We start from the raw sequence: 25124 nt of genomic DNA, 5'->3' as shown, positions 1-25124 counted from the left end.
GCGCCGGGCGGCGCAACACGACGCACCCGAACGGGCTCGCCATCACGGTAACCGAAGCGCGGGTGTGACCGATCCCACCGGCCACGCCCTTAAAACGGTTCGGGGCGAGGTGGCACACTGGATGCGTCAGAAAAACCCGGGGACCCGCTACGGGCCTCGAGGAACCAGACGAAAGTAGGGACGATGATGTCCGTATCCGATGAGCAGAGCCCTGCCTACGGTGCCGCTCCCGCTACCACCCCCAAGCCTCGCCGCAAGACCCGCGTCCAGCATCTGCAGCAGATGAAGGCCGAGGGTGAGCGCTGGTCGATGCTGACCGCCTACGACTACTCCTCGGCCCGCCTGTTCGAAGAGGCGGGCATCCCTGTCCTGCTGGTCGGCGATTCCGCCGCCAACGTCGTGTACGGCTACGACACCACCGTGCCGATCACCGTGGACGAGCTGATCCCGCTGGTCCGTGGCGTGGTGCGCGGTGCCCCGAACGCCCTGGTGGTCGCCGACCTGCCGTTCGGCACCTACGAGTCCTCACCCCAGCAGGCGCTGGCCACCGCCACCCGCTTCATGAAGGAGGGCGGTGCGCACGCGGTGAAGCTGGAGGGCGGCGAGCGGGTCGCCGAGCAGATCGCGCTCATCACCGCCGCGGGCATTCCCGTGATGGCCCACATCGGTTTCACCCCGCAGAGCGTGAACACGCTCGGCGGTTTCCGGGTGCAGGGCCGCGGCGACGGTGCCGAGCAGCTCGTCGCCGACGCCATCGCCGTGCAGGAGGCCGGTGCCTTCTCCGTGGTGATGGAGATGGTCCCCGCCGAGCTGGCCGGGCAGGTCACCCGCAAGCTGACCATCCCGACCGTCGGGATCGGCGCCGGTGCCGATTGCGATGCCCAGGTGCTGGTCTGGCAGGACATGGCCGGATACACCAGCGGCAAGACCGCCAAGTTCGTGAAGCGGTTCGGCAATGTGGGCGACGAATTGCGTTCCGCCGCAGCGGCTTACGCCGACGAGGTGCGTCAGGGCACCTTCCCGGGACCCGAACACAGCTTCTGATCCGCACGCATCCGACCCCGTCACCCGGCGGGGTCGGGCAGCGGCGCGGCGGACGGCGAGATGGCAGACTCGGAGTCGAAACAGCCGACTCGAAGAGGTACTTACGCATGCATCGCCGATGGAAGACCAGTCCCGGGCTCGTTGTCACCGGTGTCCTCGCCGCCGTGACCCTGACGGCCTGTGGCGGTGCAGAAGTCACCCCGAGCGGGTCCGCCACGACCACGACCGCCGGCGCCACCACCACCAAGACCGCGACGCCGAGCACCACGCTGGAGATCAGCGACTCCTCGGCGAACCAGTTGTGCGACATGATCCGCCCTGAGCTGTCGAACTTCCGGGTGCAGGGCCCGACGCTCGGCCGGCTCGCGCTGAACACGATGGTGCACGAGTGGGCGCTGCGCAACGGCGGCATCAACGGGCACGTGCTGGCCGACAAGGCGATGATCGACCGGGTGACGACCGAGGCCTGCCCCGATGTGCGCACCGAAACGCTCACCGCACTCGACCTGCCGAACCTCGCCGCGGGATTGGCGTTCTGATGCGCACTCTGTACCCCGAGATCGAACCGTTCGACAAAGGTCTTCTCGATGTCGGCGACGGCCAGTCGGTGTACTGGGAGGTCAGCGGCAATCCCGATGGCAAGCCGGTGGTGTTCGTGCACGGCGGACCCGGCGGCGGCACCGGTCCGCTGCAACGCCGGTTCTTCGATCCGGCGGTGTACCGGATCGTGTTGTTCGATCAGCGCGGGTGCGGAAAGTCGGTGCCGCACATCGCCGACGGGGCGAGCCTCGAGTTCAACACCACACCGCACCTGATCGCCGACATGGAGGCACTGCGCGAGCACTTCGGTGTCGAACGCTGGCAGGTGTTCGGCGGGTCGTGGGGTTCCACCCTCGGCCTCGCCTATGCCCAGGCGCATCCGGAGCGGGTCACCGAACTGGTGTTGCGTGGCATCTTCCTGTTGCGGCGCAAGGAGATCGACTGGTACTACAACGGCGCGGCGGGCAACATCTACCCCGCCGAATGGGCGAAGTTCCTGGCACCGGTGCCGCCCGAGGAGCGCGGGGACGACCTCGTCGAGGTGTATCACCGGCTGCTGCATTCGCCGGATCCGGAGATCGCGCTCGGCGCCGCCGTCGCCTGGTCGACATGGGAAGGCGCCACGAGTTCGCTACTGCCGCACCCGGATCGGGTCGCCGAGACCGGTGAGCCACGCTTCGCGCTCGCCTTCGCCCGCATCGAAAACCACTATTTCCGGCACGGCGGATTCCTCGACGAGGGACAGTTGCTGCGTGACATCCATCGGATCGCCGACATCCCCGGAGTGATCGTGCAGGGCCGCCACGACGTGGTGTGCCCCGCGGTGAGCGCCTGGGAACTGCACAACGCCTGGCCCGGCTCCACCCTGCACATCGTCGAGGACGCCGCACACACCGCGCACGAGCCCGGCATCACCCACCACCTGGTCGAGGCGACCGACCTGTTCGGGAAGCGAGGCTGACCCATGGCGATCGAAGCCGGACCCGCCGTCGTCGCGGCACTGCGCGAGGACATCGACCGGCTGCTCGCCGCCGAACCCGATGTCCGCGCCGACGCCGAGGACTCCGTGCACCAGATGCGGGTGGCCACGCGCCGGTTGCGCAGCGTATTGCGTTCCTACCGCAAGCTTTTCGACAGCGACGCCGCCGCCGAGACGGTGACGGAGCTGAAGTGGCTCGCGGAACTGCTCGGGGTCGCCCGCGACGCGGAGGTCCGGGGTGAGCGGTTCGCGAAACTGCTCGACGGGTTCGGCGAGGTGCCCGTCGAGGTCACCCGCCGCCTCGTCGGCGCCGCCGACGACGCCTACGCCCAGGCCCATGAGGAGATCCTCACCGCTCTCGACGGCAAGCGGTACGCGGCCCTGCGCGAGGTGCTCACCACATGGCGCACCGATCCCCCGCTCGACGATTCCCTCGCCGGTGACGACGCGGACGACGTGTTCGCGCGCGTGCTCGGCCGCGACCGCAAACGCCTGCGCAAACTGGTCTTCGCCGAGCCGACCGCCACCCCCGCCGACCGGGTGGAACTGCTGCACGACATCCGCAAGGGCGCCAAGCGTTTACGTTATTCCTGCGAAGCGGCGGGCGAGGTTCTCGGCACCGACGCCACCGACCTCGGCACGCGTGCCAAACGCCTGCAATCGGTCCTGGGCGACCACCGCGACGCCGTGGAATCCCGCGAAGCCATCCTCGCCGCCGCCTCCGATGCCACCGACGCCACGGTCTACGAACTCCTCGCCGACACCGAGGAAGCCGCGGCGGGCCGGGCGATCGCGGGTTATCCCGCTGCTGCTGCGTTCATCTCGACCGACTGATCGTCGGGCGGACGCGGCCGCCCGACGACCTCACCGGCACTCGCCCCGCACGGCGTCGAGTGACCACCGCAGCCGAGCCGTCACTCACGACACCGTTGCGGCCGCCCATGCCGAACAGAATCGATGTCACGTCGCTCGCGGCGGGGTTCGAACCTTGGGAGCGCGCCGACACCGACGCGCGCCGGGTTCACCCGATGTGGGCGGGCTCGCCGTTTCGGTCGGCGGTATAGGCGAATTCGATGGTTCTCGTCGCGGGATCGGCGGTGCGCAGGCGCACGGAGACCCGTTCGCCTTCCGGTGGCTTGCCCGCGCAGCGCGCCAGGATCGGGGGTTCGGCGACGAAGATCTCCGCGTCGCGGGAACCGTTGGCCTCGCGCAGGACCAGGGCGGCGAAGTCGGTGCCGACGCGGGGGCCGAGGATGGTGGCCTCGGTGAGGTCGACGCACGCGCGGTCGACCTTGTTGGCGAGCGAATCGGTGCGGCGCAGTGTTTCCGCGGCGGGCGCCAGGCCGTCGAGCACCCACTGCGGTACCTCGGTGCCCGCGCAGTGCGCCAGGCAGATCTCGGTGGTGAAGCGGTCGGCCAGGCGGCGCAGCGGGGCGGTGACGTGGGCGTAGGGGGCGCCGATGGCGCTGTGCGTCAGCTGGTCGGGAGTGGGGTCGTCGAGGTCGGCGAGCAGGGTGTAGCCGGCGCCGCGCAGCAGGGTGGTCGCCTCCGACATCAGGACCAGCCCGGCCGGAGTGTTGGGGTCGAGTGCTGCCAGCATGCGGCCGACCGGCAGGTCGTCGGGCCAGGCGATGTCGAGGGCGGCGGCGGTGCGACGCATCGAGGCGACGGCGGTGTCGGGCGGCGGCGGCATCGTGCGCAGCAGGCCGACCCGGGTGCCCTTGTGGTCGAGCATGATTCGCGCCGCGCACATACCGGTGAGCAGGGAGACCTGCTCGTTCCAGTCGTCGGCGGCGGTGCGCGGTTCCAGGTCGAGGCGCCAGTTGTCGCCGTGGCGCACCACGTCCTGGGCAGGCAGGCGCAGCGAGATCGCGCCACGCTCGAGACCGGCCTCGATCCGCAGCCGCCCGAATTCGGGCAGCGCGGCCAGCGAGGGGTGCAGCGTCCCGGCGTCGGCGGCGGCCTGGACCTGCTGGTAGTCGAAGCGTTCCCGGGAGCGCACCAGGGCGCGCTCGACCGAAAAGCGAAGGGGCGCGGCGTCGTTGTCGAGTTCGACGGTCCACAGCGCGACGGGCCGGTCGACACCGGGCAGCAGGCTCGCGGTCCCCTCCGACAGCACGGGCGGATGCAGCGGTACGGTGCCGTCGGGGAGATAGAAGGTCTGGCCGCGTGATTCGGATTCGCGGGCGAGGGCACCGCCGGGCACGATCACCGCGCCGAGATCGGCGATGGCGTAGTGCAGGGTGAAACCGGTCGCGGTGCGTTCGAGGTGCAGTGCCTGGTCCAGATCCATGGCGCTGGGTGGGTCGATGGTCACCAGCTCGAGGTCGGTGCGGTCCACCCGGGTGCCCGCGAACGCGTCGACCGCGTCGCGGGCCTCGGAGACAGCCTCGGCCGGATAGTCCGAGGCCAGTCCGAATTCGGAACGGATGGCGCCGAAATCGACCGGCGCCGAGACGATCCGTTGATGGAGTTCCATCCTGGCAGCGTAGCGAGTTCTACTGCAGTGCCAGCATGGTGCCGTTGAGCTGATCGAACGGGCCGTACACGGTGAAGGTGACCCGGCCACCCGGCACCGACGACGACACGGCGGCCGCCGCGTCGAGCGCCTGACCGAACGAGGCCGCCGACGGATGCGGCAGACCGGCGACGGTCCGGCCGAACTTGTTCTGGTGCACCCAGGCGGTATCGGCCGGGCTCAGGTCGACCTGGACCCCGCCGGGCAGCGGGGTCACCGCGACCGCACCCGCCGAACCGGCACCCATCGAGGTGAGCACCGCGGCGGCTCCGGCGATCAATGCACCGGCGACAATGGAACGAACTACCCGCATGGAAATGTGACCTGCTTCCGCGATCGATGTGTTGAGCCCGCACAACGGGCCCTGCCGACGGGCAACACTCTATGACCTCGCTCACGTTCCCGACGAGTTCCCGCGCATATTCACCGCCCCGTCGCGCGTCTCGCACGAATTGTTACTGTGGCGGCGGCACACCCGGCACAAGCCGGAAAGTGTTGCACCCACGTCGATAAATGGGAGTTCCGAGCGTATGTCGTCGCTGATTTACGATTACCTGTTGCCGATCCTCGGGCCTGACCAGGCCACCTACTGGGCCCAGGTGCTGATGATCAACCCCGCCTGACTCACCGCCTCACGAATCAACATGTCGCCTCCCGTTAACCTGACGGGAGGCGCCTTGTTTCCTGGGCCGCTAGCATCCCGCTGCGTGAGTAGAACTACCGCCGCCCTCGCGGCAGGCACCGCCGTCTTCGCCCTGCTTCTGACCGGTTGCGGCGAGGACTCGTCCACCGCCGCAGCCCCCGCAACCACCACCCCGGCCGTTCAGGTCGATCCCGGCAAGGCCGGCATGTTCGTGGTGAGCTATCGCAACGCTTTCCCGAAGCTGGCCGCAGGCCGTGACGACCTAGCGGTGAGCGGGGTGCTCAACCAGACGTGCTCCGACATCAAGGCGGGCAAGTCCGAGGCCGACACCATCGCCGGCATCGTCAAGAGCTCGACCAACGGCTCCGTCTCGGCCACAGAGCAGGAAGCGCGCGCGGTCTACGACATGGCCAAGCTGATGTGCTGAGTCCCCCGGACAGACGAGGCGGCGGTCCCGTGCGGGACCGCCGCCTTCGTCGTTTCCTGGGCGGGCGAGCCGGCCTGTAAGCCGGATCCTGTCCCCGGCTCGCGCCGGGGGGCGACCATCCATCTGGACACACCGTCGCCGGGTGCCTCGAGCGGTCCACCCGCAGGCTCGGGCGAGCAGCCCTCGAACACCTGCGCAGCCGCACCGTCGCCGGTGCGGCCTTCGACCTTGCTCCGGGCGGGGTTTACCTAGCCGCCCCGGTCACCCGGGGCGCTGGTGCGCTCTTACCGCACCGTTTCACCCTTACCGCACGTTGGGCGTGCGGCGGTTTGTTTTCTGTGGCACTGTCCCGCGGGTCACCCCGGGTTGCCGTTAACAACCGCCCTGCTCTGTGGAGTCCGGACTTTCCTCGGTGGCGGGCGGCGACACCGATGTGCCCGTTCCCGTCACCGCGGTCGCCCGGCCGACTCGTCCGCTCCGCCATGGTACTCGGTACGGTTGTCAGTCATGGAACGTGTCGACGTCAGTTTCCCATCGGGTGACCAGCAATGCGCCGCATGGCTCTACCTCCCCGATGGTGCGCCGAGGCCGCGTCCGCTGGTGATCATGGGACACGGGCTGGGGGCGACCCGCGAGATGGGGTTGGATCGGTATGCGCGACGGTTCGTCGCGGCGGGAATGGGGGTGCTGGCCTTCGACTATCGGCATTTCGGCGCCAGTGAGGGTGCGCCCCGCCAGGTGCTCAATATCGCCAGGCAGCGCCAGGACTGGAAGGCCGCGATCGCCTACGCGCGCAGCATCCGCGGCTTCGACGCCACCCGGATCGCGTTGTGGGGCACGTCCTTCGGTGGCGGACACGTGCTCTCCGTCGCTCCCGACGACGACTATCTGGCGGCCGTGGTCGCCCAGGTGCCGTTCACCAGTGGCTGGGCGTCGGCGCGGGCCAAGGGACCGATCAGCCTGACCAAGGTGGCGACCGTCGCCGTGACCGATCTGCTGTTCGGCCCGTTGCGCCGCAAGCCGATTCGCATCCGCCTGGCAGGCCGCAAACGCGCCGCCGCCCTGATGAGTGCCTCCGATGTGCCCGAGGGCTTCGGCAGGCTCGCCGAGGAGAGCCCGACCTACGATCCCAAAGTGGGTGCGCGCGTGGCTTTCTCCACCCTGTTCGACGCCCCCGGCCGACGCGCCAAGGCGCTGAAGGTCCCCGTGCTGTACACGATCGCCGAGAACGATTCCGTCGCACCGTCCGGCCCCACCCGCAAGGCCGCCGCACGCACCAAACACGCGGTGGTCAAGGAATACCCGGTCGGCCACTTCGACGTGTACTTCGACGACGTCTTCGAACAGGTCGTGCGCGACCAGACCGACTTCCTGGTGTCGATCCTGCGCCCCTGATCAGGCGGTCAGCCGTCCGCGCGCCGAGCAGGACGGCATAGGGGTGGCTCATCGGGTGGCCTGCCGCAGGCCCGCGTATTCGAGGGCGGCGAAGATTGCCACCAGGGCCGCACCGGTGGCGAAGAAGGCGATGCCGAGGCCGGTGAGGTCGAGGATGCCCGCGGCGGTGATCGTGGTCATCGTTGTGCTCCTGTTCCTTGGTCGCAGAACAACAGTGCGCAGGTGGTGGTCATCGCCGCAATGACCTCGGAGGTCATGGTGGCGCTGTCGGCGGGGTGGATAGGGTCGGGTGGTGATGGGGGCGCGGATCGGTTCGCTGGTGCGGGAGTGGCGGCAGCGGCGCAAGCTGAGTCAGCTCGATCTGGCATTGGTGGCCGATACTTCGGCACGGCACCTGTCGTATGTGGAGACGGGGCGATCGCAGCCGAGCCGGGCGATGGTGCTCCGATTGTGCGAGGCGCTGGAAGTGCCGCTGCGGGAACGGAATACGTTGTTGCTGGCGGCCGGGTTCGCCCCCGCCTACCGGGAGTCGCGGCTCGATGACGCCGAACTCGCGGCCGCGCGAACCGCGATCGACACCATGCTGCGCGCGCACGAACCGTATCCGGCGGTGGTCGTGGACCGGTGGTGGGATGTGGTGGCGGGCAATGCGGCCATGCCACTGCTGATGAGCGGAGTACCCGAGCACCTGCTGCTCCCCCGGCCCAATGTCTACCGCCTGGTGCTGCACCCCGACGGTCTGGCCGGGCGCTTGGAGAACCTGCATCAGGTCAGGGAGCTGTTTCTCGAACGTCTGCTGCGTCAGGCCGAGTCGACCGGCGACGCACGACTGCGCGCGCTCTACGACGAGGTGAACGACTATGTGGCGCCGCGGGATTCGCCGGGCAGACCCGAACCGACGGGCCCGTTCCAGGTGCCGATCCGCATCACCAGCCCGGCGGGCACGCTGTCGATGTTCTCCACCATGGCCACCTTCGGCGCACCGGCCGACGTGACCCTGTCGGAGCTGGCCGTCGAGTTCTTCTACCCGCTCGACGACTTCACCGCCGCCGTCATGAAACAGGGCGCAGCATCGCGATGATGCTGCGCCCCTGAGTGTTTCGTGCGGTGGTCAGATCGGCTGGAAGCCCGCGCCGACCCCACCCGCGCGGTTCACCACGTCGAGGATCACCTCGATCGGCTGGAAGTAGGCGGGCGAGTGGATCGGATTGGCGCCGTTGGTGCACGGCACGTCGAAGTCCACCGGGCCGAGGCCGGTGAGCCTGCCCTGGTTCATGCCGACGAGCCGGTCACCGACAACGACCGGACCACCGGAATCGCCCGGCTGCGAGCAGTACTGGTTGATCGAGTTGCCCTCGAGCTCACCCCACACCACACCGCAGCTGCGGCCGCTGGTGCGCCCGTCGGAGCACACGGTGGAGCCAGGCGCAGGCGCGGGGCCCAGGCCCGCCACGGTGGTCTGGCCGATCGTGCGCGTGGGCACCACCTTGGACGCATCCAGTTGCAGCACAGCGAAATCCAGGTAGTCACCGTCGTCGGAGAAGGCGACGGTACCGATCACGCCGGCGTGCAGCGCCTGCTCCGCGCCGACCTTGGCACCGGTCGACGCGCAGTGCCCGGCGGTGAGACCGACCAGCCGGCCCGCGTTGTCGTGGCCGATGGCCGTGAGCGAGCAGCCGGAGTTGTTGTCGAAGACGATGCCCGAACCGGCACCGAGCACCACGCTCGGATCAGCCGAAACGCTGCCTACACCGGCAGACGTGGTGAGCGCCCCCGCGATGGCCGCCGCGAACGCCGCCATCCGTAGAAACTTCATCAAGTACCTTTCTCCACGGCCGCGACCGGCTATGCGTCGACGTGACGCGCATCGCGAACCCGGGCGACCGTACCGCGCCCGGGTGACACGGGGCCACCTCAGAGATAGGAAGTGTCGTTGACCAGGCGCACCGAAGCGCCACCGTCGGGATAGAACTCGGCGACACACAGCGACGCCAGGTCCAGATGCAACCGGTAGAGCAGCGACGGGCCGACCCCGAGCGCCAGCTGCAGCAAGGTCTTGATGGGGGTGACATGACTGACCACGACGACGTTCTCGCCGGGATACAGCGCCACCAGGTCGCGGCGCACACCCTCGATCCGTTCGCGCACCTGGTCGAAGCTCTCGCCACCGGGCGCGGGGATCGACGGGTCGCCCAGCCAGTCCGCGTGCAGCGCCGGATCGCGCTGTGCCGCTTCGGCGAAGGTGAGTCCTTCCCACTGGCCGAAATCGGTTTCGATGAGGCCGTCGAGAATGCGCAGGGGCACATCGAGTGCGGTGGCGGCGGCCTCGGCGGTGGACCGCGCCCGCTGCAAGGGTGAGCTCACGACGGCGGCGATATCACCTTTGGCGGCAAGCATTTTCGCGGCGCGGTCGGCCTGCTCGCGGCCGAGGTCGGTGAGGGGCGGGTTACCGCGGCCGGAGTAGCGGCGTTGCACCGACAGCTCGGTTTGGCCGTGGCGCAGCAGGAGTAGGCGGGTGGGGCGGCCGATGGCGCCGGTCCACCCCGGGGAATAGGTGGTGGGGGCCGCCGCGCCGGGGGCTACCTGATCTCCCGGCGTGTAGCCCGCGGCGAGCGATTCGCGGACGGTGCCGACGAGGGCGCCATCGTCCATCGCTTCGTTCGCCAGCCGGTCGGCGTGGGAGTTCTCGGCGCGTGGGATCCAGGTGAAACTCACCCGGTCGAAACCGGCGACGAGCCGACGTGCCTGTTCGGCGAGCGGAATCATGGAGGCGTGCTTGATCTTCCAGCGGCCCGACATCTGTTCGACGACGAGCTTGGAGTCCATGCGCACCGTCACCACCCGCGCACCGAGTTCGGTCGCGGCTTCCAGACCCGCGATCAACCCACGGTATTCGGCCACATTGTTGGTGGTGACGCCGACGTATTCCTTGCGTTCGGCCAGCACGCGCACATGGTCGTCGGCGAAGACCACCGCGCCGTAGCCGGCCGGGCCGGGATTGCCGCGTGAGCCGCCGTCGGCTTCGACGATCACCTCACGCACACCAACCGGCCCAGCGCTCACAGTCCGGATTCCTTGGTGCGCACCATGATCGCGCCGCATTCGGGGCAGCGGACCACCGCGTCGGGTTCGGCCTTGGCGATGCGCTGCATCTCACCGCGGTCGATCTCGATGCGGCACGCGCCGCAGCGGCGGGCCTGCAGTAGGGCTGCGCCGACACCGTGGGCGGCGCGCTGCTTGTCGTAGACGGCGAGCAGTTCGCCGGGGAACAGGCCGATCAGGGCGGCGCGGTCGTTCTCGCACCGTTGCTGCGCGACCTCCAGGTCGGCCATCGCCTCGTCGCGCAGGCGTTCGGCGTCGGCGAGGTCCTGGTCGGCCTTGCTGAGCCGGGCACCGGCGTGGTCGTGGTCGGCGGCCATCGCCTCGCGCTGCTCCATCACGGTCAGCAGTTCGTCCTCGAGGACGGTGCGACGGCGTTCCAGGCTGCCCAGTTCGTGCTGGAGTTCGGAGAGCTGTTTGGCGGCGACGGAGCCCGAGGTGAGCATGGCGCGGTCGCGGTCCTCGCGCTTGCGCACCGCCTCGACCTCACCCTCGAGTTTGCGGATGTCGCGATCCAGGTCGTCGATGCCGATCTCGACCGCGACCGCGGCGTCCTTGTAGCCGTTGCGTTCGGCCGCCAGCCGCGCGACCTCCTGCTGCTCGGGCAGCGCGGTGCGCCGGTGCGCGATCCGCGTCAGCTCGGCATCGACAGCGGCGAGCTGCAACAGCTTGGACTGGACCGACGGTTCGACATTCAACGGGCACGAACTCCTGAACACGGTGGACGGATGGATCGATCAACCGTACCGCGCCGCACGAGGCGAACACGCCATGACCCGGTTCCGCGACCGAGCGGAACCGAACGTCATCTACTTCGGTCTTGCCCCGACCTCCCTGATGATCGGCATCGCGTTGCTGACGATCCATGCGTCGGCGTTCGCGTTCCTGACCTGTGTCATCTCCGCGCTGGTGATCCTTTCGCTCGCGTTGTTCGCGGGGCAGGCGGTTTTCGTGAAGGACGAGCGATACCTCGAGGCCGAGCCGGCGCCGGACGGGAGCCGGTTGACCGTCCCGGATTTCGTGGCCGCGTGGGGGCAGCGGGTGCGGTGACTCAGCCGGTGACCGTCCACGGATCCGTGCGGAGGGTCGACACGCGGGTGGTGAGGGCGGGCAGCGCGCGCGTGACGACGGATTCGGCCTGGGCACACCATGGGAATTCGGTGGCCCAGTGGGCGGCGTCGATGAGGGCGGGGCCGCCTCGGCGGAGGTGTTCGTCGACGGGGTGGTGGCGCAGGTCGGAGGTGAGGTAGGCGTCGACGCCCGCGCGGATGGCGGCGTCGAGGTAGGAGTCGCCGGCACCACCGCAGACCGCTACCCGCTCGATCGTCCGGTCCGGGTCGCCCGCGGCTCGCACGCCCCAGACGGTGCGCGGTAGACCGTTGCCTACGCGGGCGGTGAACTCGCGCAGTGTCTCGGGTTCGGCGAGTTCACCGATGCGGCCGATGCCGAGGGACGACGGCAGGGGTGCGCGTTCGGTGACGTGATAGGCCGGTTCCTCGTAGGGGTGGGCGGCGCGCAGGGCCGTAAGGACAGCGGTGCGCGCGGACGGCGCCGCGACCACCTCGACCGCGTCCTCGGTGACGGTCTCGACGGTTCCGACGGCGCCGATGGCCGGGTTCGCGCCGTCGACCGGCAGGAACTGGCCGGTACCAGCGGTGTACCAGGCCGCCTCGCGGTAGTCGCCGATCGCGCCCGCACCGGCCGCGAACAGTGCCGACATCAAAGCGGCGGTGTGCGTCTGCGGCACCTGGATGACCCACTTGTCCATCGGGGCAACCGGTTTGGGGTCGAGCGGGCCCGTGACGGTGAGGCCGACCGCGGCGGCGAGCGCGTCGGAGACGCCGGGCTCGGCGGAATCGGCATTGGTGTGCGCGGAGAACAGTGCGCAGTCCGAGCGGATCAACCGGTGCAGCAGAGCGCCTTTCGGTGTATTCGCGGCCACGGTGTCGACGCCGCGCAACAGCAGCGGGTGGTGTACGACCAAAGCCTGTGCGCCCCAAGCGATCGCCTCGTCGACGACGGCGGCGGTGGCGTCTACGGCGAACAGCACCTTCGAAACCTCTTGCGCCGGATCACCACACACCAGGCCGACCGAATCCCACGATTCGGCCAGTTTCGGTGGGTACGCCGCGTCGAGCACCCCGATCAGTTCGGCCAGGTCGGTCACCGCTGCCTCCTTCGCTCCACTGGAACCGTCCCCGTAGTGGGTAGGTTCGCCACTCGTATCATTTCGGGCCACCGCATATTTCATCGTGGGCTACGGCACGTTCCGGCCATCGACCGCCCGCCCGGCCTCTTGATCGCATAAGACCCCCGCGAGGAATCGGCATCACCACAGCGCGGCCCGCAACCCGTCGATCAACTGATCCACCTCGGCGCGGCCGCGCACGGCGACGCGCAAATAGTCGGGGCCGAGACCCGGGAAGGTGTCGGCTCGGCGGACGGCGATGCCACGGTCGGCGAGATGCTTGCGGACCAGGGCGCCGTCCGTGACGCGCAGGAGCAGGAACGGGCCGGTGGCCGGGGTGTGCACGTCGATACCGAGCGCGGTGAGACGGTCGATCATGGCGTCACGGTCGGCGGCGATGCGCTGGGCGAGGTGCTGGGATTCGGCGACGGCGGCGGGTTCGGCGGTGGCGCGGATCGCCTCGAGCTGCAGTGTGCCGAGCGGCCAGTGCGGGCGACCCGCGGTCAACCGGGCCAGCACCTCGGGAGCACCGAGTACATATCCGCAGCGCAGACCGGCCAGCGCCCACGTCTTGGTGAGACTGCGCAGCACCAGAACGTCCGGTGCGCTCAGCCCGGCCAGCGACTCGAGTTCGCCACCGATGCCCTTCGGACGTACCGCACCGGGGACAGCGTCGGCATCCGCACTTAGGGGCGCAGCACCACCGGCATCCCCACGGTCGGCCGCAGCACCACCGGCATCCCCACGGTCGGCCGCAGCGCCACCGGCATCCCCACGGTGGGCCGCAGCGCCACCGGCCTCTACACGCTGGGTCGCAGCGCCACCGGCCTCGGGTCGTGCAGTCGACGAACCCGCCGACGCTCGGAGGTAGCCGACCGCGTCGGCGAAGGCTTCGTCTACGACGACGATGCGGCCGGGGCGGCGCAGGGCCTGGATGGTTTCGGCGGGGTGCAGGATCGAGGTGGGGTTGGTGGGGTTGCCGAGGACGACCAGGTCGGCTTCTTCCGGTACCCGGGCGGGGTCGAGGGTGTACGGGCGTTCGAGGACGACGCGGGTCACCGGGATGCCTGCCTCACGCAACGCCAGTTCCGGCTCGGTGAAGGACGGGTGGATGACGGCGGCGAGGCGAGGGCGCAGGCGGGGCAGCATCGCGAAGCCTTCGGCGGCGCCTGCCAGCAGCAGGACTTCGTCGGGGGTACGCCCGTGGCGGGCGGCGACGGCCGTGCGGGCGGCGAGTTCCTCGGCTGCGTCCGGGTAGCGGCCCAGGTCGGTGAGGCGGGCGGTGAGGCGGTCGCGCAGCCAGGCGGGTGGGGCGGTGCCCTGGACGTTCACGGCGAAATCGAGCATGCCCGGGCGCGCTTCCACGTCGCCGTGGTGGCGCAGCATCGCGGGGTCGACCGAGTCCTCGAACACAACTGAACACCCTACGTGGCACCGCCACGGCCCTACCGGCGACAATGGGTGCCGTGGGAGAGCTGCACGTGACCTTCGTCTGCACAGGGAACATCTGCCGGTCGCCGATGGCGGCGAAGATGTTCGAAGCGCATCTGTACCGTGCCGGTCTGGCGAACCGGGTGCGGGTGAGCAGCGCGGGCACCGGATCGTGGCACGTCGGTGACCCGGCCGACCCGCGTACCGCCGCCACCCTGCGCCGCGCCGGTTACGCCGCCGAACACATCGCCGCCACCTTCGGCGACGAGCATCGCGACGCCGACCTGATCGTGGTGCTCGACACCAGCCACGACCGGGAACTCGCCCACCGAGGCGTCCCCACCGAACAGCGCAGACTGCTCCGCAGCTTCGACCCCGCCGCGGACGGTGTCGACGTGCCCGACCCGTACTACGGCGACCAGACCGACTTCGACCTGGTCCGCGACCAGATCGAGGCCGCTGTCCCCGGCCTGCTCGACTGGGTGCGGGCCGAACTCGAGGCCCGCGACCCGGCCGCCGCGCGACGCTGATGCGCAAACTCACCTTTCTGCTGCGCCCGAGCTGGTTGATCCTCGCGCTCGTCGTCGTCGCGTTCGCCTACCTGTGTTTCACGATCCTCGCGCCGTGGCAGCTGAACAAGAACAGCAGCACCGAGCACCGCAATCAGCTGATCGCCGATTCGGTGCAGGCCGATCCGGTGGCTGTTACCGACCTCCTCGCCGGTGATCCCGGTACGCATACCGAGTGGCGTAAGGTGATCGCCACTGGCACCTTCCTGCCGGATTCGACGGTGCTCGTCCGGTTGCGCCACCTCGACGGTGCGCCGGGATACGCGGTTCTCGCCGCGTTCCGGCTCGATGACGGTCGCACTCTGCTCGTCGACCGTGGTCTGGTTGCGGCCGTCGACGGGACGCGGCCGCCGGCGATTGCCGAGCCGCCGGGCGGGGCGCAGCGGATCGAGGCGCGAGTGCGGGCTTCCGAAGGGGTCGTTCCCGATAAGGTGCCGAGCACGCAGGACGGGTTCCGGCAGGTGTACACGGTCGACACCACTCAGGAATCCACAGTTCTCGGTATCCCGCTGACGCCGATTCCTACCGGTACCGACAAGGGCGGTTATCTTCAGCTTGCCGAGGGGCAGCCGGGGGCGTTCACGCCTGTTCCCCTCCCCCAACTGGATGCGGGTCCCTACCTCTCCTACGGCCTTCAATGGCTGGCCTTCGGTGTGATGGCTCCGCTCGGGCTCGGGTATTTCGTGTTCGCCGAAATGCGGGCTCGCCGTCGTGAGCGTGGCGAGGTCGGAGCCGAGGTGACCGATCAGCCTGCTTCGACTTCCCAGGAGACCACAACGGAAGCACGTCTCGCTGATCGGTACGGCCGCACTCGCTGACGCTCACCTACGCAGCAATGCCAGCGCGGCGCTGACTGCTACGGCTCCGATCTGTACTGCTTCCGACATGCGGACGGCTCTGCGGAGATCTTCGGTTTCGGGGGCGCGCCCGGTTCCCAGTGTCGGGCGCAGTTCCGCTCCGTAGCGGTACTGGGTGCGGCCTCCGAGTCGGACCCCGAGTGCGCCTGCCATCGATGCCTCGACAACACCGGCGTTGGGGCTCGGGTGTTTGCGCGCGTCCTGGCGCCAGGCTTGCCAGGACTGGCCGGGGGTTCCGCCGACGAGCGGCGCCAGCACGACCGTGAGCAGTCCGGTCACCCGCGCGGGGACGAGATTCGCCACATCGTCGGTGCGGGCGGCTGCCCAGCCGAAACGCAGGTAGCGCTCGTTGCGGTAGCCGATCATCGCGTCGAGCGTGTTCACCGCTCGATATCCGAGCAACCCGGGCACTCCGGCCACAGCACCCCACAGCAGCGGTGCGACGGTGGCGTCGGAGGTGTTCTCGGCGATGGATTCCAGTGCGGCGCGGGCCAATCCGTCGGCGTCGAGGACCGAGGGGTCGCGTCCGCACAGTGAGGGCAGCACTTCGCGGGCGGCGTCGATATCGCCTGCGTCGAGCCGGTCGGCCATGTCGTGGCCGGCCCGGGCAAGACTGCGGCCGCCTAGAACCGTCCAGGTGGCGAGGGTTGTCGCGAGGAGGCCACCGCGCGCGGCTACGGCAGCGAACGCGAGGACCGAGCCGACCGTCACGGTCTCGTGCAGGATTCCGGCGCGGTGGGTGTCGGCGTAGGTTCGCTGCTCCAATGCCGCTGCCGCCGTGCCGAATCCGGCTACCGGATGCCAGCGGCGTGGGTCGGCGAATACCCGGTCGAGTGCGAAACCGAGCAGCAGTCCCGCGGCGGTCGAAATCCCCTTGTGCACGGGGCGAGGTTAACCGGTGGGGCAGCGATGTCACACCGGATGCGTCCGCTTCGTCGTCTCCATGACAGCATCCTGGGCGACCCGCCCACTCTCGACCGAACGGCTGGCACGATGACCGACACCGCGAACCTCGACCGCGCGGAACTGGCGCGGCGCTTCGAGGAGCACCGCGCCTACCTGCGCAGGCTCGCCTACAGCACCCTCGGCAGCTTGGCCGACGCCGAGGACGTGGTGCAGGAGGCGTGGCTGCGGCTGCAACGGCAGCACGAGGCGGGCAAGGCGGACGAGATCGACAATCTGCGCGCCTGGCTCACCACCGTGACGGGCAGGCTCGCCCTCGACCAGCTCGGGTCCGCGCGGGCCCGGCGCGAACAGTACGTCGGCGAGTGGTTGCCGGAACCGGAGGTCAGCACCATGGACGATCCAGCCGACCGCATCACCCAGGACGAACGGGTCACCACCGCACTGCTTGTCGTGCTCGAATCGCTCTCACCCGCCGAACGCACGGCCTTCGTGCTCCAGGATGTGTTCGGCATGTCGGGTCCTGAGGTCGCCGAGGTGGTCGGGCGCACCCCGGCCGCGGTGCGTCAGCTGGCCTCGCGTGCCCGCAAGCACGTGGAGAGCGGCACGCCGCGATTCCCGGCGTCGCCCGCCGAACAGGAGAAGGTGGTTTCGGCCTTCGCCCTGGCCTGGCGCTCGGGTGACCTGAGTTCACTGCTCGGCGTGCTGGACGAGAAGGTGGTGCTCACCGCCGACGGTGGCGGCAAGGTGCCCGCGATCCGCCAGCCGGTGCGCGGCGCCGAACTCATCGCCAAGATGCTGCTCGGCTGGTACCACGCACCGTCGGCGACCGATGCCTGGGGCCGTGCGGTGCTGGTCAACGGCGCACCGGGGCTGGTGGTGTTCGACGGCACCCACATCGGTGTCTTCTCGTTCGTCGTCGACAACGGGCGCATCGTCGCCATCAACGTGGTCCGCAACCCCGACAAGCTGCGCGACCTGCCGACCGATGGCGCACCCGACTGGTACATGGGCCGCGCCGAGGACTAGCCCTACACGCGACATGTCGAGCCTTCGCCTTCCGGCTACCGGGAAGGTCTCTGTGCCACCCCCGGCCGGTCCGGTTCAGTAGTGGAACGTGTCGCACGGTGTGACCCGTCGGACAGGGTAGGGAGTCGATGGTGGGTTCGGAACGAATCGTGGTGGTGACCGGCGCGAGTCGCGGTGCGGGCAAAGGCATCGCGCTCGCGCTGGGGGAAACCGGGGCGACGGTCTACGTCACCGGGCGAACGCGGAACGAAGGCGATTCCCCACTGCCGGGCACAGTGTTCGCGACCGCCGAGGAGATCACCCGCCGCGGCGGCCACGGCGTGCCCGTAGTCCTCGACCATCGCGACGATGCCCAGGTCGAGTCCTTCTTCGCACGTCTTCGCGACGAGCACGGACGGCTCGACATCCTGGTCAACAACGCTCTCGCGGTACCCGACGGCCTGACCGAGAAGGGGCCGTTCTGGGAAAAGCCGCTCACCTTGCTCGACCTGCTGGATGTGGGTATGCGCTCGAGCTACGTCGCCACCTACTACGCCGCACCGCTGCTGGTGGCCAATGGGGCGGGGCTGGTCGTGAACACGTCGTCGTTCGGCGGCACCTGCTATATGCACGGGCCCGCATACGGTGCGGGCAAGGCGGCAGTGGACAAAATGGCGCACGATATGGCCGTCGACTTCCGTCCGTGGAACGTGGCGGTCGTCTCGATCTGGATGGGTCTGCTCGCGACCGAGCGCACGCTCGCCGCCTTCGCCGCGAATCCGGGCGCCTATGACGGTCTCGCCGCGACCGCCGAATCGCCGGAATTCACCGGTCGGGTCATCGATGCCCTCGCGCGCGATCCCCAGTTGATGGACCGTACCGGCCAGGTGCTCATCGGCGCCGAGATCGCACAGGAACTCGGCGTCGAGGACACCCGTGGCCAGCAGCCACCTTCGCACCGGCCATTCCTGGGTAACCCTCCGGCGTTCTCCGACGCGGTCGTCGACTGACCTCGCAAACCCGACATTCGCTCATAACCTCCACACCCGGGCAGGCAACCGATGGATCTCGCACAACGCATCGACACCCTCGAACAGATCGAAGCGATCAAACAACTCAAGCACCGGTACTGGCGGGCCTGTGACAGCAAGGACCCGAAGACGATGCGGGACTGCTTCATCCGGTCCGGCGCCGACCTGGACTACGGCCGTATCGGCACCTTCGACGACGCAGGGCCCCTGGTCGACATCTTCACCCGCATCGCGTTGCACAAGGTCGACGGCAAACACGTCGTCCTCGACATGCATCACGGCATCCACCCCGACATCACCCTCACCGGGGAAAGCACCGCGACAGGCCGGTGGACCCTGCGGTTTCGCCAGGTGAACCTGATCGACAACACCGAGTTCGTCTCGACGGGCGACTACGACGACGACTACGTGATCGAGGACGGCCGCTGGAAGATGTCACGCAGCCATTTCACGGAGCGCTGGTCGATCACCCGCCCGCTCCTGGCGGACTCGGTCATCGCCGAGGGAATCTTCGCCGAGCCCTAGACCCCGAGCGAATACCCGTGCGCTGCGGCCACTTCCGCCGACAGCAGCTTCCCGTCGACCGCCGTGAGCCCCGCCGACAACCCCGGGTCGGCGGTGCATGCCCCACGCCAGCCGTTGTCGGCGATGGCCAGCGCGTAGGGCAGGGTGGCGTTCGTGAGCGCCACGGTGGAGGTGTGCGGGACCGCGCCGGGCATGTTCGCGACACAGTAGAACAGCGAATTACCCACGGGAAAGGTGGGATTCGCGTGCGTCGTCGGCCGGGTCGACTCGAAGCAACCGCCCTGGTCGACGGCGATGTCGACGAGTACCGACCCCGGCCGCATCCGCGCGACCAGCTCGTCGGACACCAGCTTCGGCGCCTTGGCCCCTGGCACGAGCACCGACCCGATCACCAGATCGGCGGCGAGCACGGCCTTCTCGATCTCGAGGGCGTGCGAGGCCAAGGTGCCGACCCGACCGGCGAACCGGGCGTCGAGCTCACGCAACCGGGCCAGATTCGTATCGAGCACGCTCACCCGCGCACCCATCCCCACCGCGACGCTCGCCGCGTTGGTGCCCGCCACGCCACCGCCGAGCACCACCACGTCGGCGGGCCGAACCCCGGGCACGCCGCCGAGCAGCACGCCTTCCCCGCCCATCGGCGCCATCAGGTGATACGCACCGACCTGCGCGCTGAGCTTGCCCGCCACCTCGCTCATCGGCGCGAGCAGCGGCAACGAACCGTCGGCCGCCCGGACCGTCTCGTAGGCGATGGCGGTGATCCCCGACGACAGGATCGCGTCGGTACAGTCCTTCGACGCGGCCAGATGCAGATACGTGAACAGCACCTGCTCGCGCCGCATCAGCGAATACTCCTGCGCGATGGGTTCTTTCACCTTCAACACCAGATCGGACTCGGCCCACACCTGGTCGGCGTCGACCGCGATCCGCGCACCGGCGGCCCGGTAGTCGTCGTCGGCGAAGCCCGAGCCGACGCCCGCACCCGCCTGCACGAGCACCTCGTGCCCGTGGGCGGCGAGCTCCGCGGCACCGGCCGGAGTCAGCGCGACCCGGAATTCTTGCGGTTTTACCTCGGCCGGAACACCGGAAGTTACGCCCGTTGCCGTCATTCACCCAGACTAGATCCTGTTTCGACGGCCCGCAGTCGAATCCGTCGCGTGTCCGGATCCCTACCTGGGAGGCGCTGGGACCTCCTGGCGGCGGCCCACCGCGCCCGGCGCCGGAGCACAGCGCGATAATCGCCGCATGATCATCAAGGTGAGCGGGTTCGCGCCCGAGATCGACGAGTCAGCATGGATCGCGCCGAACGCGACCGTGATCGGGCGGGTGCATCTGGGCGCCGAGGTCGGCGTCTGGTACTCGGCGGTACTGCGCGGGGACCTGGAACAGATCACCGTCGGCGCCCGCACGAACATCCAGGACGGGTGCGTGCTGCACGCCGACCCCGGTTTCCCGCTCACCGTCGGTTCCGGTGTGTCGGTGGGGCACAACGCGATTCTGCACGGGTGCACCATCGGCGACGACGTGCTCGTCGGCATGGGCGCCACCGTGCTCAACGGCGCGGTGATCGGGGCGGGCACCCTGATCGCGGCCAACGCGCTCATCCCCGAGGGCGCCCAGATTCCGCCCGGCTCGCTGGTTGCCGGGGTGCCCGGCAAGGTGCGTCGCGAACTCACCGAGGCACAGCAGGACGGCATCAAGCTCAACGCCGCTGTGTACCTACACAATCTCGCCAACCACCGGGATGCCGAATTGTTGTGACGCATCACACTGAGCAAATGACCAGTAGGGAAACCTGATAGCATTTGCCCTGCGTATCGCGACCGGTCCACCGAGTCTTCAGGGCCGGCACCGGTACGCGGGGCAGGAGGTATCACGGTGGCATACGCGCAGGTAGGTGTGCACCGATCCGGGGGCAGGCTCAGCGTGGCCGATATCGCGGCACAACCAGGCGGTATCGAGGCACTTCAGTGCCGTGTTCACGAATTACGTTCCCGGGGTGTGCATTTCGCGGCAAACGCGATAGAGCAAGAGATGGTCGCGCTGGATCTCCCACCACGGGGATAATGGGCTGATGCCCACTGTCTCGACCATCCTCGCGCGGATCCTGGAAAAGCCCGTCACCGACGGGGAGAAACTGCTCGACAGCGCGCTGTCGGCGTTTCTGGATTTCGGGATCAAACGGACAAGCATGGGCGAGATCGCGCGCCGCGCCGGCATCAGCCCGGCCACCCTGTACCGACGCTTCGAATCCAAGAACGACCTGGTCGAAGCAGTCGGCGTGCGTGAGGCGCAGCGCTATGTCGGCGAGATCGACGAGCGGGTCCGCGCGGTCACCGAGCCCGAGGACCGGCTGGTCGAAATCTTCGTCGCCTTCGTCACGACCATCGCGGGCAACGAACTGCTGCGGCGGTTGCTCGGCACCGAGCCGGAGATGATCCTGCCCAAACTCACCACCGACGCCGGGCCCATCCTGGCGGTGGGACGCGAATATCTCGCCGACAAGTTGCGTGAGGTGCAGGCGGGCTCCCCCGACTTCGACCCCGACCTGGTCGCCGAGATCATGGCCCGGCTCGCCCTCTCGCTGGCGCTGACACCCGACGGGCTGATCCCGCTCGACGACGCCGAGGCCGGGCGGGAGTTCGCGCGCCGCACGCTGCTGCCGATGGTCGGCGTGCGGCCCTCCTACTGAGCGGACACCCCGAACGCCTCGGCGACTGCGTCGTCGACGGCGGCATCGGATACCGGCACACCGTCCTCCATGAGCTCGCGCACGCGGCGCACGATCTCGACGGCCGCCGGACTGCATGGATCAGGCAGGGGCAGCCGGGCGACGTACTGGGTGATCCAGCGCCGCCTGCCCGAATACAGACGGTTGCCGCAGACCGCGTCGTAGAAACGCAGGCCCAGCGCCGAATTCGCCACGCCCATCAGGAGATACGCCAGGTCGGTCGCGGACTTTCCTGCGTCGAGGTCGGTGAGCGAGATCCAGTAGCAGTCGCCGTTCACCACGGCACCGGAGCGGTCGAGGGCGAAGCGGGGACGTTCGCTGATGTCGGGGAAGACGAGTTTCGGCGCACCCCACAGGTGCGGTCGTTGCGGCACCCAGATCTCGTACCACTTGCGGCCGCCGTCGAGAACATAGCGTCGACCGGACAGAGCCTTCTCATGGGTGCGCAGATACTCTGCTGCGCAAGGGAATTCGGCCAGATCGACCGGGGTGCGCCGTGTTTGCCGCAGGTCGTAGGGGTAGAGCACTCTGGTGCCACGATCCTTCTTGATCTCCCATCGCTCGAGGTCGTGGTGAGTGATCAAGGGCTGCAGCAGTTCTCGCTCGGGCGTGGGGTCGAAGTCGTCCCAGTGGTCGGAGATGAACACCCGATCGGCGGTCGTCTTGATACCCACCCGGATTCGCGCGGTCTCGCCGAAGGTGTGCCAGGTTCGGTCGGCGATCTTGTCGAGCCAGCGGTCGACGGCCGGACGCGACATCCGCCAGACCGTCTCGCCGTGCGGAGGTTCGTGATCGGTGATCACCCGGCCGGCCGCCGCTTCCCGCCCCTGCGATGCCAACGTCCCCACTTCAACCGCGAATACGCGTCCGCCGGCCCCGATCAGGCAGTCGGTCTCCCCGGCCAGCGCGTCGAACAGATCTGTACCGCAGCCTGTTTCGTCGCCGGTTCGCTCATAGACGGAGACGTACCGGCAACCGACCGAGCTCTCGGCAACGTTCGCCGGATCGCTTCGCTTCGAGAATCCGCCGGCGGACAGGGAATCTCTGGGCACGATCGCGGGCGCCGCAGCACCGCCCGCCGCGGCACCGCCCGCCGCAGCAACGCCCGCCACAGCAACGCCCACCGCAGTGCCGCCCGCCGCAATGCCGCCCGCCGCAATGCCGCCCGCCGCAGTTCGGCCCGCCGCAGTGCCGGACGCCGAGGTGGAAGCTGCGGCATACGTGCGCGTTCCGCGGTTCTGATGCGCGTTGTCGGCGCCTACACCGCTCGCACCGTCACCGACCGGGATCGTGTCGTCGCCGGGAAGCACGCGGGCATGCGCGACGCTCGCGGCTGATCTGGTGGCGATGGTGATCGCGGGGAGGACGGCGGCGGAGAAGAGTTTGGTGTCGCCGAGGTCGTAGAGCTCGACCGGGCTCAGATCGGCGGTCAGGATGCGGCGCAGGTTGGCACCCGCTCGGGTGGTGAGAAACCTGTTGGCGCAGAGCAATCCGAGCACTCCACCCGGCGCGAGGAGACGCGGCGCCAGGGCGACGAAGGGGTGGGTGAGATCGATGCGCCCACGAAGCCCGAATTTTCGGCTGAGCAGTTGCGCGGTGGCCCCGCCGAGCTGCTGCGTGCGCACATACGGCGGGTTGCTGATGATCAAATCGAAGGAGCCCTTCGCCAGACGCGGCGCCTTCGCCAGGAAATCCCCGGCCCGGCACTGGATCTCGACCCCTTCGGCCGCGGCCCGCGCCACCGTTTCACCGACGGCGGCACGGTCCAGGTCGTACCCGGTGAGCCGGACCGCGACATCCGGTGCGCACGACACCATCTCCCGATGCACCGCGAGCAGCAGCTCCCCGTCCCCACAGGCCGGGTCGAGCACCCGCAACTCGGCGCGGTACGGGGCGTACAGCAGTGCCCGACGCGCCAGAAACCGCGCCAGCTCCGGCGGGGTGTAGTGCCTGCCGTGCCGTTTGCGCTCCTGCGCATCGCGGGACTGCAACGCCATGGGTCCGATTCTGCCCCGCCACGCCCCGATTGCGCGTCAGGCGCGGGCCGCCGTCGCCCCCGGCCACAGTCGGCCGCCCCCGACCCGCGCGTAGCCGTCGGGCGCGGATGTGATGCCGCCGACGCCGGTGCAGCTCGACGTCAGCGTCTCGGGCACGGCCGAACCCGGCCCGGCCTATCGCGGTGGTAGCGACGTGCTCGGCGAGCAGAGCCAGAACCAGCTGGTGACGGTGGACGGATCAACGGCCACCACCCGCCCGTGGACCCTGTACGCGCTGTCGGCGCGGGCATCGCATTGCTCGTCGGTATCGGCGTCGCCGTGGTCGTGGTCGTGCGCCGCCGAGCTTGATCCCGCCCGGATCCCTTCTCGCGCCCCTACCGTGCCAGTCGGCGGTCCATGACCGTCGGACGACGGACTCGCCGATCAGAACCCGCCCCCGCCCGAATCTTCGTGGCGCGGGCGGGTTCCGCGTTTCCGCCCCGACTGCTAAGTTGGTCTCAAAATGAGACCAGTTCTCACGACCGACCGAGGGAGCCGCGCGATGGCGCCGACCGATCACCCCGATTTCGACGCTCTACGGCGCCTGGCCGACGAGCGCTGGACCTGCCGCCAGTTCAAGCCCGACCAGGTCGAGCGCGCCACGATCGAACAACTCCTCGCCCTCGGGCAGCGCACCCCGTCCTGGTGCAACACCCAGCCCTGGCAGATCGTCGTGACCGCGGGCGACGGCACCGACCGATTCCGCAAGGAACTGTTGGCTCACATCCAAACCGCCGCCAACACACCGGATTTCGAATTCCCGGCCGCGTACGAAGGCGTCTACCGGGAACGGCGGCGCGCCTGCGGTTTCCAGCTCTACGACAGCGTCGGCATCGTCAAGGGCGACCACGAGAAGACCATGCGCCAGATGGTCCGCAATTTCGAACTCTTCGACGCACCGCACGTCGCGATCGTCACCTCCGAGGCCGACCTCGGGGTGTACGGCGCCATCGACTGCGGGCTGTGGCTGGAGAACTTCCTGCTCGGCGCCCAGGCTCTCGGCCTCGGCGCCGCACCGCAGGCGGCGCTGGCCTCCTACTCCCCCTTCATCCACGAGTACTTCGACATTCCCGACACCCGCAAGGTCGTCTTCGGCGTCTCCTTCGGCTACCCCGACCTCGACCACCCGATCAACGGCTTCCGCACCGCCCGAGCCCCCCTCGACGACCAGGTCACCTGGCACACTTCCTGAATCACGCT

28 protein-coding genes and 1 other RNA gene are annotated in these 25124 nt (G+C 69.1%); 17 read left to right on the top strand and 12 right to left on the bottom strand.

Translation table 11 applies throughout. The annotated features are described in order from the left end of the window. Positions 1-186 precede the first annotated feature (186 nt). The 4 genes from panB to ACWEVR_RS26110 all read left to right on the top strand — a co-directional run bounded on the left by panB (position 187) and on the right by ACWEVR_RS26110 (position 3397). Positions 187-1044 (top strand): 3-methyl-2-oxobutanoate hydroxymethyltransferase, encoded by an 858-nt coding sequence (gene panB / locus ACWEVR_RS26125; protein ID WP_357151621.1) that lies wholly within the window; start codon positions 187-189, stop codon positions 1042-1044. Between the two features lie 107 nt (positions 1045-1151). Continuing rightward, entirely contained in the window at positions 1152-1583 is a 432-nt protein-coding gene (locus ACWEVR_RS26120; RefSeq protein WP_357151623.1) for a hypothetical protein, read from the top strand. Beyond that, a complete protein-coding gene (pip, locus tag ACWEVR_RS26115; protein ID WP_452469102.1) occupies positions 1583-2545 on the top strand; it encodes a prolyl aminopeptidase in 963 nt (320 codons plus the stop codon). Before ACWEVR_RS26120 ends, pip begins: the two co-directional genes overlap by 1 nt. Before the next feature lie 3 nt (positions 2546-2548). Further along, on the top strand, positions 2549-3397 hold the full coding sequence (locus tag ACWEVR_RS26110) for a CHAD domain-containing protein (protein WP_452469101.1): 849 nt from the start codon (positions 2549-2551) through the stop codon (positions 3395-3397). Positions 3398-3584: 187 nt separating this feature from the next. On the opposite strand, the gene ACWEVR_RS26105 is transcribed toward ACWEVR_RS26110, so the two are convergent. Continuing rightward, positions 3585-5042, bottom strand: coding sequence for an RNB domain-containing ribonuclease (locus ACWEVR_RS26105; RefSeq protein WP_452469100.1), 1458 nt, complete (start codon positions 5040-5042; stop codon positions 3585-3587). 19 nt (positions 5043-5061) lie between these two features. Next, positions 5062-5394, bottom strand: coding sequence for a hypothetical protein (locus tag ACWEVR_RS26100; protein WP_067487308.1), 333 nt, complete (start codon positions 5392-5394; stop codon positions 5062-5064). A gap of 394 nt (positions 5395-5788) precedes the next feature. On the opposite strand from ACWEVR_RS26100, the gene ACWEVR_RS26095 reads away from it, so the two are divergent. Next, positions 5789-6151, top strand: coding sequence for a hypothetical protein (locus tag ACWEVR_RS26095; RefSeq protein ID WP_067642205.1), 363 nt, complete (start codon positions 5789-5791; stop codon positions 6149-6151). A gap of 61 nt (positions 6152-6212) precedes the next feature. Here the strand turns inward: ACWEVR_RS26095 and rnpB are convergent. After that, positions 6213-6622: RNase P RNA component class A (gene rnpB / locus ACWEVR_RS26090), an RNA gene on the bottom strand. Positions 6623-6658: 36 nt separating this feature from the next. Here rnpB and ACWEVR_RS26085 point away from each other — a divergent pair. Further along, on the top strand, positions 6659-7546 hold the full coding sequence (locus tag ACWEVR_RS26085; RefSeq protein WP_452469099.1) for an alpha/beta hydrolase: 888 nt from the start codon (positions 6659-6661) through the stop codon (positions 7544-7546). A 48-nt stretch (positions 7547-7594) separates the two neighbouring features. Here ACWEVR_RS26085 and ACWEVR_RS26080 read toward each other — a convergent pair whose 3' ends face one another. Beyond that, a complete protein-coding gene (locus tag ACWEVR_RS26080; protein ID WP_452469098.1) occupies positions 7595-7726 on the bottom strand; it encodes a hypothetical protein in 132 nt (43 codons plus the stop codon). 115 nt (positions 7727-7841) lie between these two features. Between ACWEVR_RS26080 and ACWEVR_RS26075 the strand changes: the two genes are divergently transcribed. Then, the gene (locus ACWEVR_RS26075; RefSeq protein ID WP_452469133.1) at positions 7842-8627 is read left to right on the top strand and encodes an MmyB family transcriptional regulator; all 786 of its coding nucleotides are present in this window, start codon (positions 7842-7844) and stop codon (positions 8625-8627) included. A gap of 30 nt (positions 8628-8657) precedes the next feature. On the opposite strand, the gene ACWEVR_RS26070 is transcribed toward ACWEVR_RS26075, so the two are convergent. The 3 genes from ACWEVR_RS26070 to ACWEVR_RS26060 form a co-directional block, all read right to left on the bottom strand. Continuing rightward, a complete protein-coding gene (locus tag ACWEVR_RS26070) occupies positions 8658-9362 on the bottom strand; it encodes a S1 family peptidase (protein WP_243749924.1) in 705 nt (234 codons plus the stop codon). 98 nt (positions 9363-9460) lie between these two features. Beyond that, entirely contained in the window at positions 9461-10588 is a 1128-nt protein-coding gene (locus ACWEVR_RS26065; protein ID WP_452469132.1) for a bifunctional RNase H/acid phosphatase, read from the bottom strand. Between the two features lie 17 nt (positions 10589-10605). Continuing rightward, positions 10606-11343 (bottom strand): zinc ribbon domain-containing protein, encoded by a 738-nt coding sequence (locus tag ACWEVR_RS26060; RefSeq protein ID WP_452469097.1) that lies wholly within the window; start codon positions 11341-11343, stop codon positions 10606-10608. A gap of 73 nt (positions 11344-11416) precedes the next feature. Here ACWEVR_RS26060 and ACWEVR_RS26055 point away from each other — a divergent pair, with 73 nt between their 5' ends. Then, positions 11417-11695, top strand: a complete 279-nt coding sequence (locus tag ACWEVR_RS26055; RefSeq protein WP_452469096.1) for a hypothetical protein — start codon at positions 11417-11419, stop codon at positions 11693-11695. Between the two features lies 1 nt (position 11696). Here ACWEVR_RS26055 and ACWEVR_RS26050 read toward each other — a convergent pair whose 3' ends face one another. Continuing rightward, positions 11697-12812, bottom strand: a complete 1116-nt coding sequence (locus ACWEVR_RS26050) for a Nif3-like dinuclear metal center hexameric protein (RefSeq protein WP_452469095.1) — start codon at positions 12810-12812, stop codon at positions 11697-11699. Between the two features lie 162 nt (positions 12813-12974). Further along, on the bottom strand, positions 12975-14219 hold the full coding sequence (locus ACWEVR_RS26045; protein ID WP_452469131.1) for an aminotransferase class I/II-fold pyridoxal phosphate-dependent enzyme: 1245 nt from the start codon (positions 14217-14219) through the stop codon (positions 12975-12977). 71 nt (positions 14220-14290) lie between these two features. Here ACWEVR_RS26045 and ACWEVR_RS26040 point away from each other — a divergent pair, with 71 nt between their 5' ends. Beyond that, positions 14291-14794 carry a low molecular weight protein-tyrosine-phosphatase gene (locus ACWEVR_RS26040; RefSeq protein WP_452469094.1) on the top strand — a complete coding sequence of 168 codons (504 nt, stop codon included), beginning with the start codon at positions 14291-14293 and terminating at the stop codon, positions 14792-14794. Continuing rightward, positions 14794-15651 carry an SURF1 family cytochrome oxidase biogenesis protein gene (locus ACWEVR_RS26035; protein ID WP_452469093.1) on the top strand — a complete coding sequence of 286 codons (858 nt, stop codon included), beginning with the start codon at positions 14794-14796 and terminating at the stop codon, positions 15649-15651. Before ACWEVR_RS26040 ends, ACWEVR_RS26035 begins: the two co-directional genes overlap by 1 nt. Before the next feature lie 3 nt (positions 15652-15654). On the opposite strand, the gene ACWEVR_RS26030 is transcribed toward ACWEVR_RS26035, so the two are convergent. Next, positions 15655-16572 carry a cobalamin biosynthesis protein gene (locus tag ACWEVR_RS26030; RefSeq protein WP_452469092.1) on the bottom strand — a complete coding sequence of 306 codons (918 nt, stop codon included), beginning with the start codon at positions 16570-16572 and terminating at the stop codon, positions 15655-15657. Between the two features lie 111 nt (positions 16573-16683). Here ACWEVR_RS26030 and sigJ point away from each other — a divergent pair, with 111 nt between their 5' ends. The 3 genes from sigJ (at position 16684) to ACWEVR_RS26015 (ending at position 19157) form a co-directional block, all read left to right on the top strand. Continuing rightward, positions 16684-17622, top strand: a complete 939-nt coding sequence (sigJ, locus tag ACWEVR_RS26025; RefSeq protein ID WP_452469091.1) for an RNA polymerase sigma factor SigJ — start codon at positions 16684-16686, stop codon at positions 17620-17622. 128 nt (positions 17623-17750) lie between these two features. Further along, complete coding sequence (locus ACWEVR_RS26020) at positions 17751-18611, top strand: SDR family NAD(P)-dependent oxidoreductase (RefSeq protein WP_452469090.1); 861 nt, start codon at positions 17751-17753, stop codon at positions 18609-18611. Between the two features lie 51 nt (positions 18612-18662). After that, the gene (locus tag ACWEVR_RS26015; protein WP_452469089.1) at positions 18663-19157 is read left to right on the top strand and encodes a nuclear transport factor 2 family protein; all 495 of its coding nucleotides are present in this window, start codon (positions 18663-18665) and stop codon (positions 19155-19157) included. Here ACWEVR_RS26015 and ald read toward each other — a convergent pair. Next, entirely contained in the window at positions 19154-20266 is a 1113-nt protein-coding gene (gene ald / locus ACWEVR_RS26010; RefSeq protein WP_067642215.1) for an alanine dehydrogenase, read from the bottom strand. The genes ACWEVR_RS26015 and ald overlap by 4 nt on opposite strands. Positions 20267-20402: 136 nt before the next feature. On the opposite strand from ald, the gene ACWEVR_RS26005 reads away from it, so the two are divergent. Together ACWEVR_RS26005 and ACWEVR_RS26000 are read left to right on the top strand one after the other, a co-directional pair. Further along, positions 20403-20918, top strand: coding sequence for a gamma carbonic anhydrase family protein (locus ACWEVR_RS26005; RefSeq protein ID WP_452469088.1), 516 nt, complete (start codon positions 20403-20405; stop codon positions 20916-20918). A gap of 313 nt (positions 20919-21231) precedes the next feature. Continuing rightward, the gene (locus ACWEVR_RS26000; RefSeq protein WP_067487261.1) at positions 21232-21849 is read left to right on the top strand and encodes a TetR/AcrR family transcriptional regulator; all 618 of its coding nucleotides are present in this window, start codon (positions 21232-21234) and stop codon (positions 21847-21849) included. Here ACWEVR_RS26000 and ACWEVR_RS25995 read toward each other — a convergent pair. After that, a complete protein-coding gene (locus ACWEVR_RS25995; protein WP_452469087.1) occupies positions 21843-23885 on the bottom strand; it encodes an Eco57I restriction-modification methylase domain-containing protein in 2043 nt (680 codons plus the stop codon). The two genes, ACWEVR_RS26000 and ACWEVR_RS25995, sit on opposite strands and share 7 nt — an antisense overlap. Positions 23886-23997: 112 nt before the next feature. On the opposite strand from ACWEVR_RS25995, the gene ACWEVR_RS25990 reads away from it, so the two are divergent. Together ACWEVR_RS25990 and ACWEVR_RS25985 are read left to right on the top strand one after the other, a co-directional pair. Beyond that, positions 23998-24285: a hypothetical protein gene (locus ACWEVR_RS25990; RefSeq protein WP_452469086.1), complete on the top strand. Its 288-nt coding sequence runs from the start codon at positions 23998-24000 to the stop codon at positions 24283-24285. Between the two features lie 141 nt (positions 24286-24426). Further along, on the top strand, positions 24427-25116 hold the full coding sequence (locus tag ACWEVR_RS25985) for a nitroreductase (protein WP_452469085.1): 690 nt from the start codon (positions 24427-24429) through the stop codon (positions 25114-25116). Positions 25117-25124 lie beyond the last annotated feature (8 nt).

Source organism: Nocardia sp. NPDC003979, assembly GCF_053605015.1.
Note: the sequence above shows the minus strand (reverse complement) of the source record. Positions and strands in the feature narration are given on the sequence as shown.

Coding starts and splice junctions, on each gene's coding strand:
- panB (WP_357151621.1), top strand. CDS start 187: ATGTCCGTATCCGATGAGCAGAGCCCTGCCTACGGTGCCGCTCCCGCT.
- ACWEVR_RS26120 (WP_357151623.1), top strand. CDS start 1,152: ATGCATCGCCGATGGAAGACCAGTCCCGGGCTCGTTGTCACCGGTGTC.
- pip (WP_452469102.1), top strand. CDS start 1,583: ATGCGCACTCTGTACCCCGAGATCGAACCGTTCGACAAAGGTCTTCTC.
- ACWEVR_RS26110 (WP_452469101.1), top strand. CDS start 2,549: ATGGCGATCGAAGCCGGACCCGCCGTCGTCGCGGCACTGCGCGAGGAC.
- ACWEVR_RS26105 (WP_452469100.1), bottom strand. CDS start 5,042: ATGGAACTCCATCAACGGATCGTCTCGGCGCCGGTCGATTTCGGCGCC.
- ACWEVR_RS26100 (WP_067487308.1), bottom strand. CDS start 5,394: ATGCGGGTAGTTCGTTCCATTGTCGCCGGTGCATTGATCGCCGGAGCC.
- ACWEVR_RS26085 (WP_452469099.1), top strand. CDS start 6,659: ATGGAACGTGTCGACGTCAGTTTCCCATCGGGTGACCAGCAATGCGCC.
- ACWEVR_RS26080 (WP_452469098.1), bottom strand. CDS start 7,726: ATGACCACGATCACCGCCGCGGGCATCCTCGACCTCACCGGCCTCGGC.
- ACWEVR_RS26075 (WP_452469133.1), top strand. CDS start 7,842: ATGGGGGCGCGGATCGGTTCGCTGGTGCGGGAGTGGCGGCAGCGGCGC.
- ACWEVR_RS26070 (WP_243749924.1), bottom strand. CDS start 9,362: ATGAAGTTTCTACGGATGGCGGCGTTCGCGGCGGCCATCGCGGGGGCG.
- ACWEVR_RS26055 (WP_452469096.1), top strand. CDS start 11,417: ATGACCCGGTTCCGCGACCGAGCGGAACCGAACGTCATCTACTTCGGT.
- ACWEVR_RS26045 (WP_452469131.1), bottom strand. CDS start 14,219: ATGCTGCGCCACCACGGCGACGTGGAAGCGCGCCCGGGCATGCTCGAT.
- ACWEVR_RS26040 (WP_452469094.1), top strand. CDS start 14,291: ATGGGTGCCGTGGGAGAGCTGCACGTGACCTTCGTCTGCACAGGGAAC.
- ACWEVR_RS26035 (WP_452469093.1), top strand. CDS start 14,794: ATGCGCAAACTCACCTTTCTGCTGCGCCCGAGCTGGTTGATCCTCGCG.
- sigJ (WP_452469091.1), top strand. CDS start 16,684: ATGACCGACACCGCGAACCTCGACCGCGCGGAACTGGCGCGGCGCTTC.
- ACWEVR_RS26020 (WP_452469090.1), top strand. CDS start 17,751: ATGGTGGGTTCGGAACGAATCGTGGTGGTGACCGGCGCGAGTCGCGGT.
- ACWEVR_RS26015 (WP_452469089.1), top strand. CDS start 18,663: ATGGATCTCGCACAACGCATCGACACCCTCGAACAGATCGAAGCGATC.
- ald (WP_067642215.1), bottom strand. CDS start 20,266: ATGACGGCAACGGGCGTAACTTCCGGTGTTCCGGCCGAGGTAAAACCG.
- ACWEVR_RS26005 (WP_452469088.1), top strand. CDS start 20,403: ATGATCATCAAGGTGAGCGGGTTCGCGCCCGAGATCGACGAGTCAGCA.
- ACWEVR_RS26000 (WP_067487261.1), top strand. CDS start 21,232: ATGCCCACTGTCTCGACCATCCTCGCGCGGATCCTGGAAAAGCCCGTC.
- ACWEVR_RS25995 (WP_452469087.1), bottom strand. CDS start 23,885: ATGGCGTTGCAGTCCCGCGATGCGCAGGAGCGCAAACGGCACGGCAGG.
- ACWEVR_RS25990 (WP_452469086.1), top strand. CDS start 23,998: ATGCCGCCGACGCCGGTGCAGCTCGACGTCAGCGTCTCGGGCACGGCC.
- ACWEVR_RS25985 (WP_452469085.1), top strand. CDS start 24,427: ATGGCGCCGACCGATCACCCCGATTTCGACGCTCTACGGCGCCTGGCC.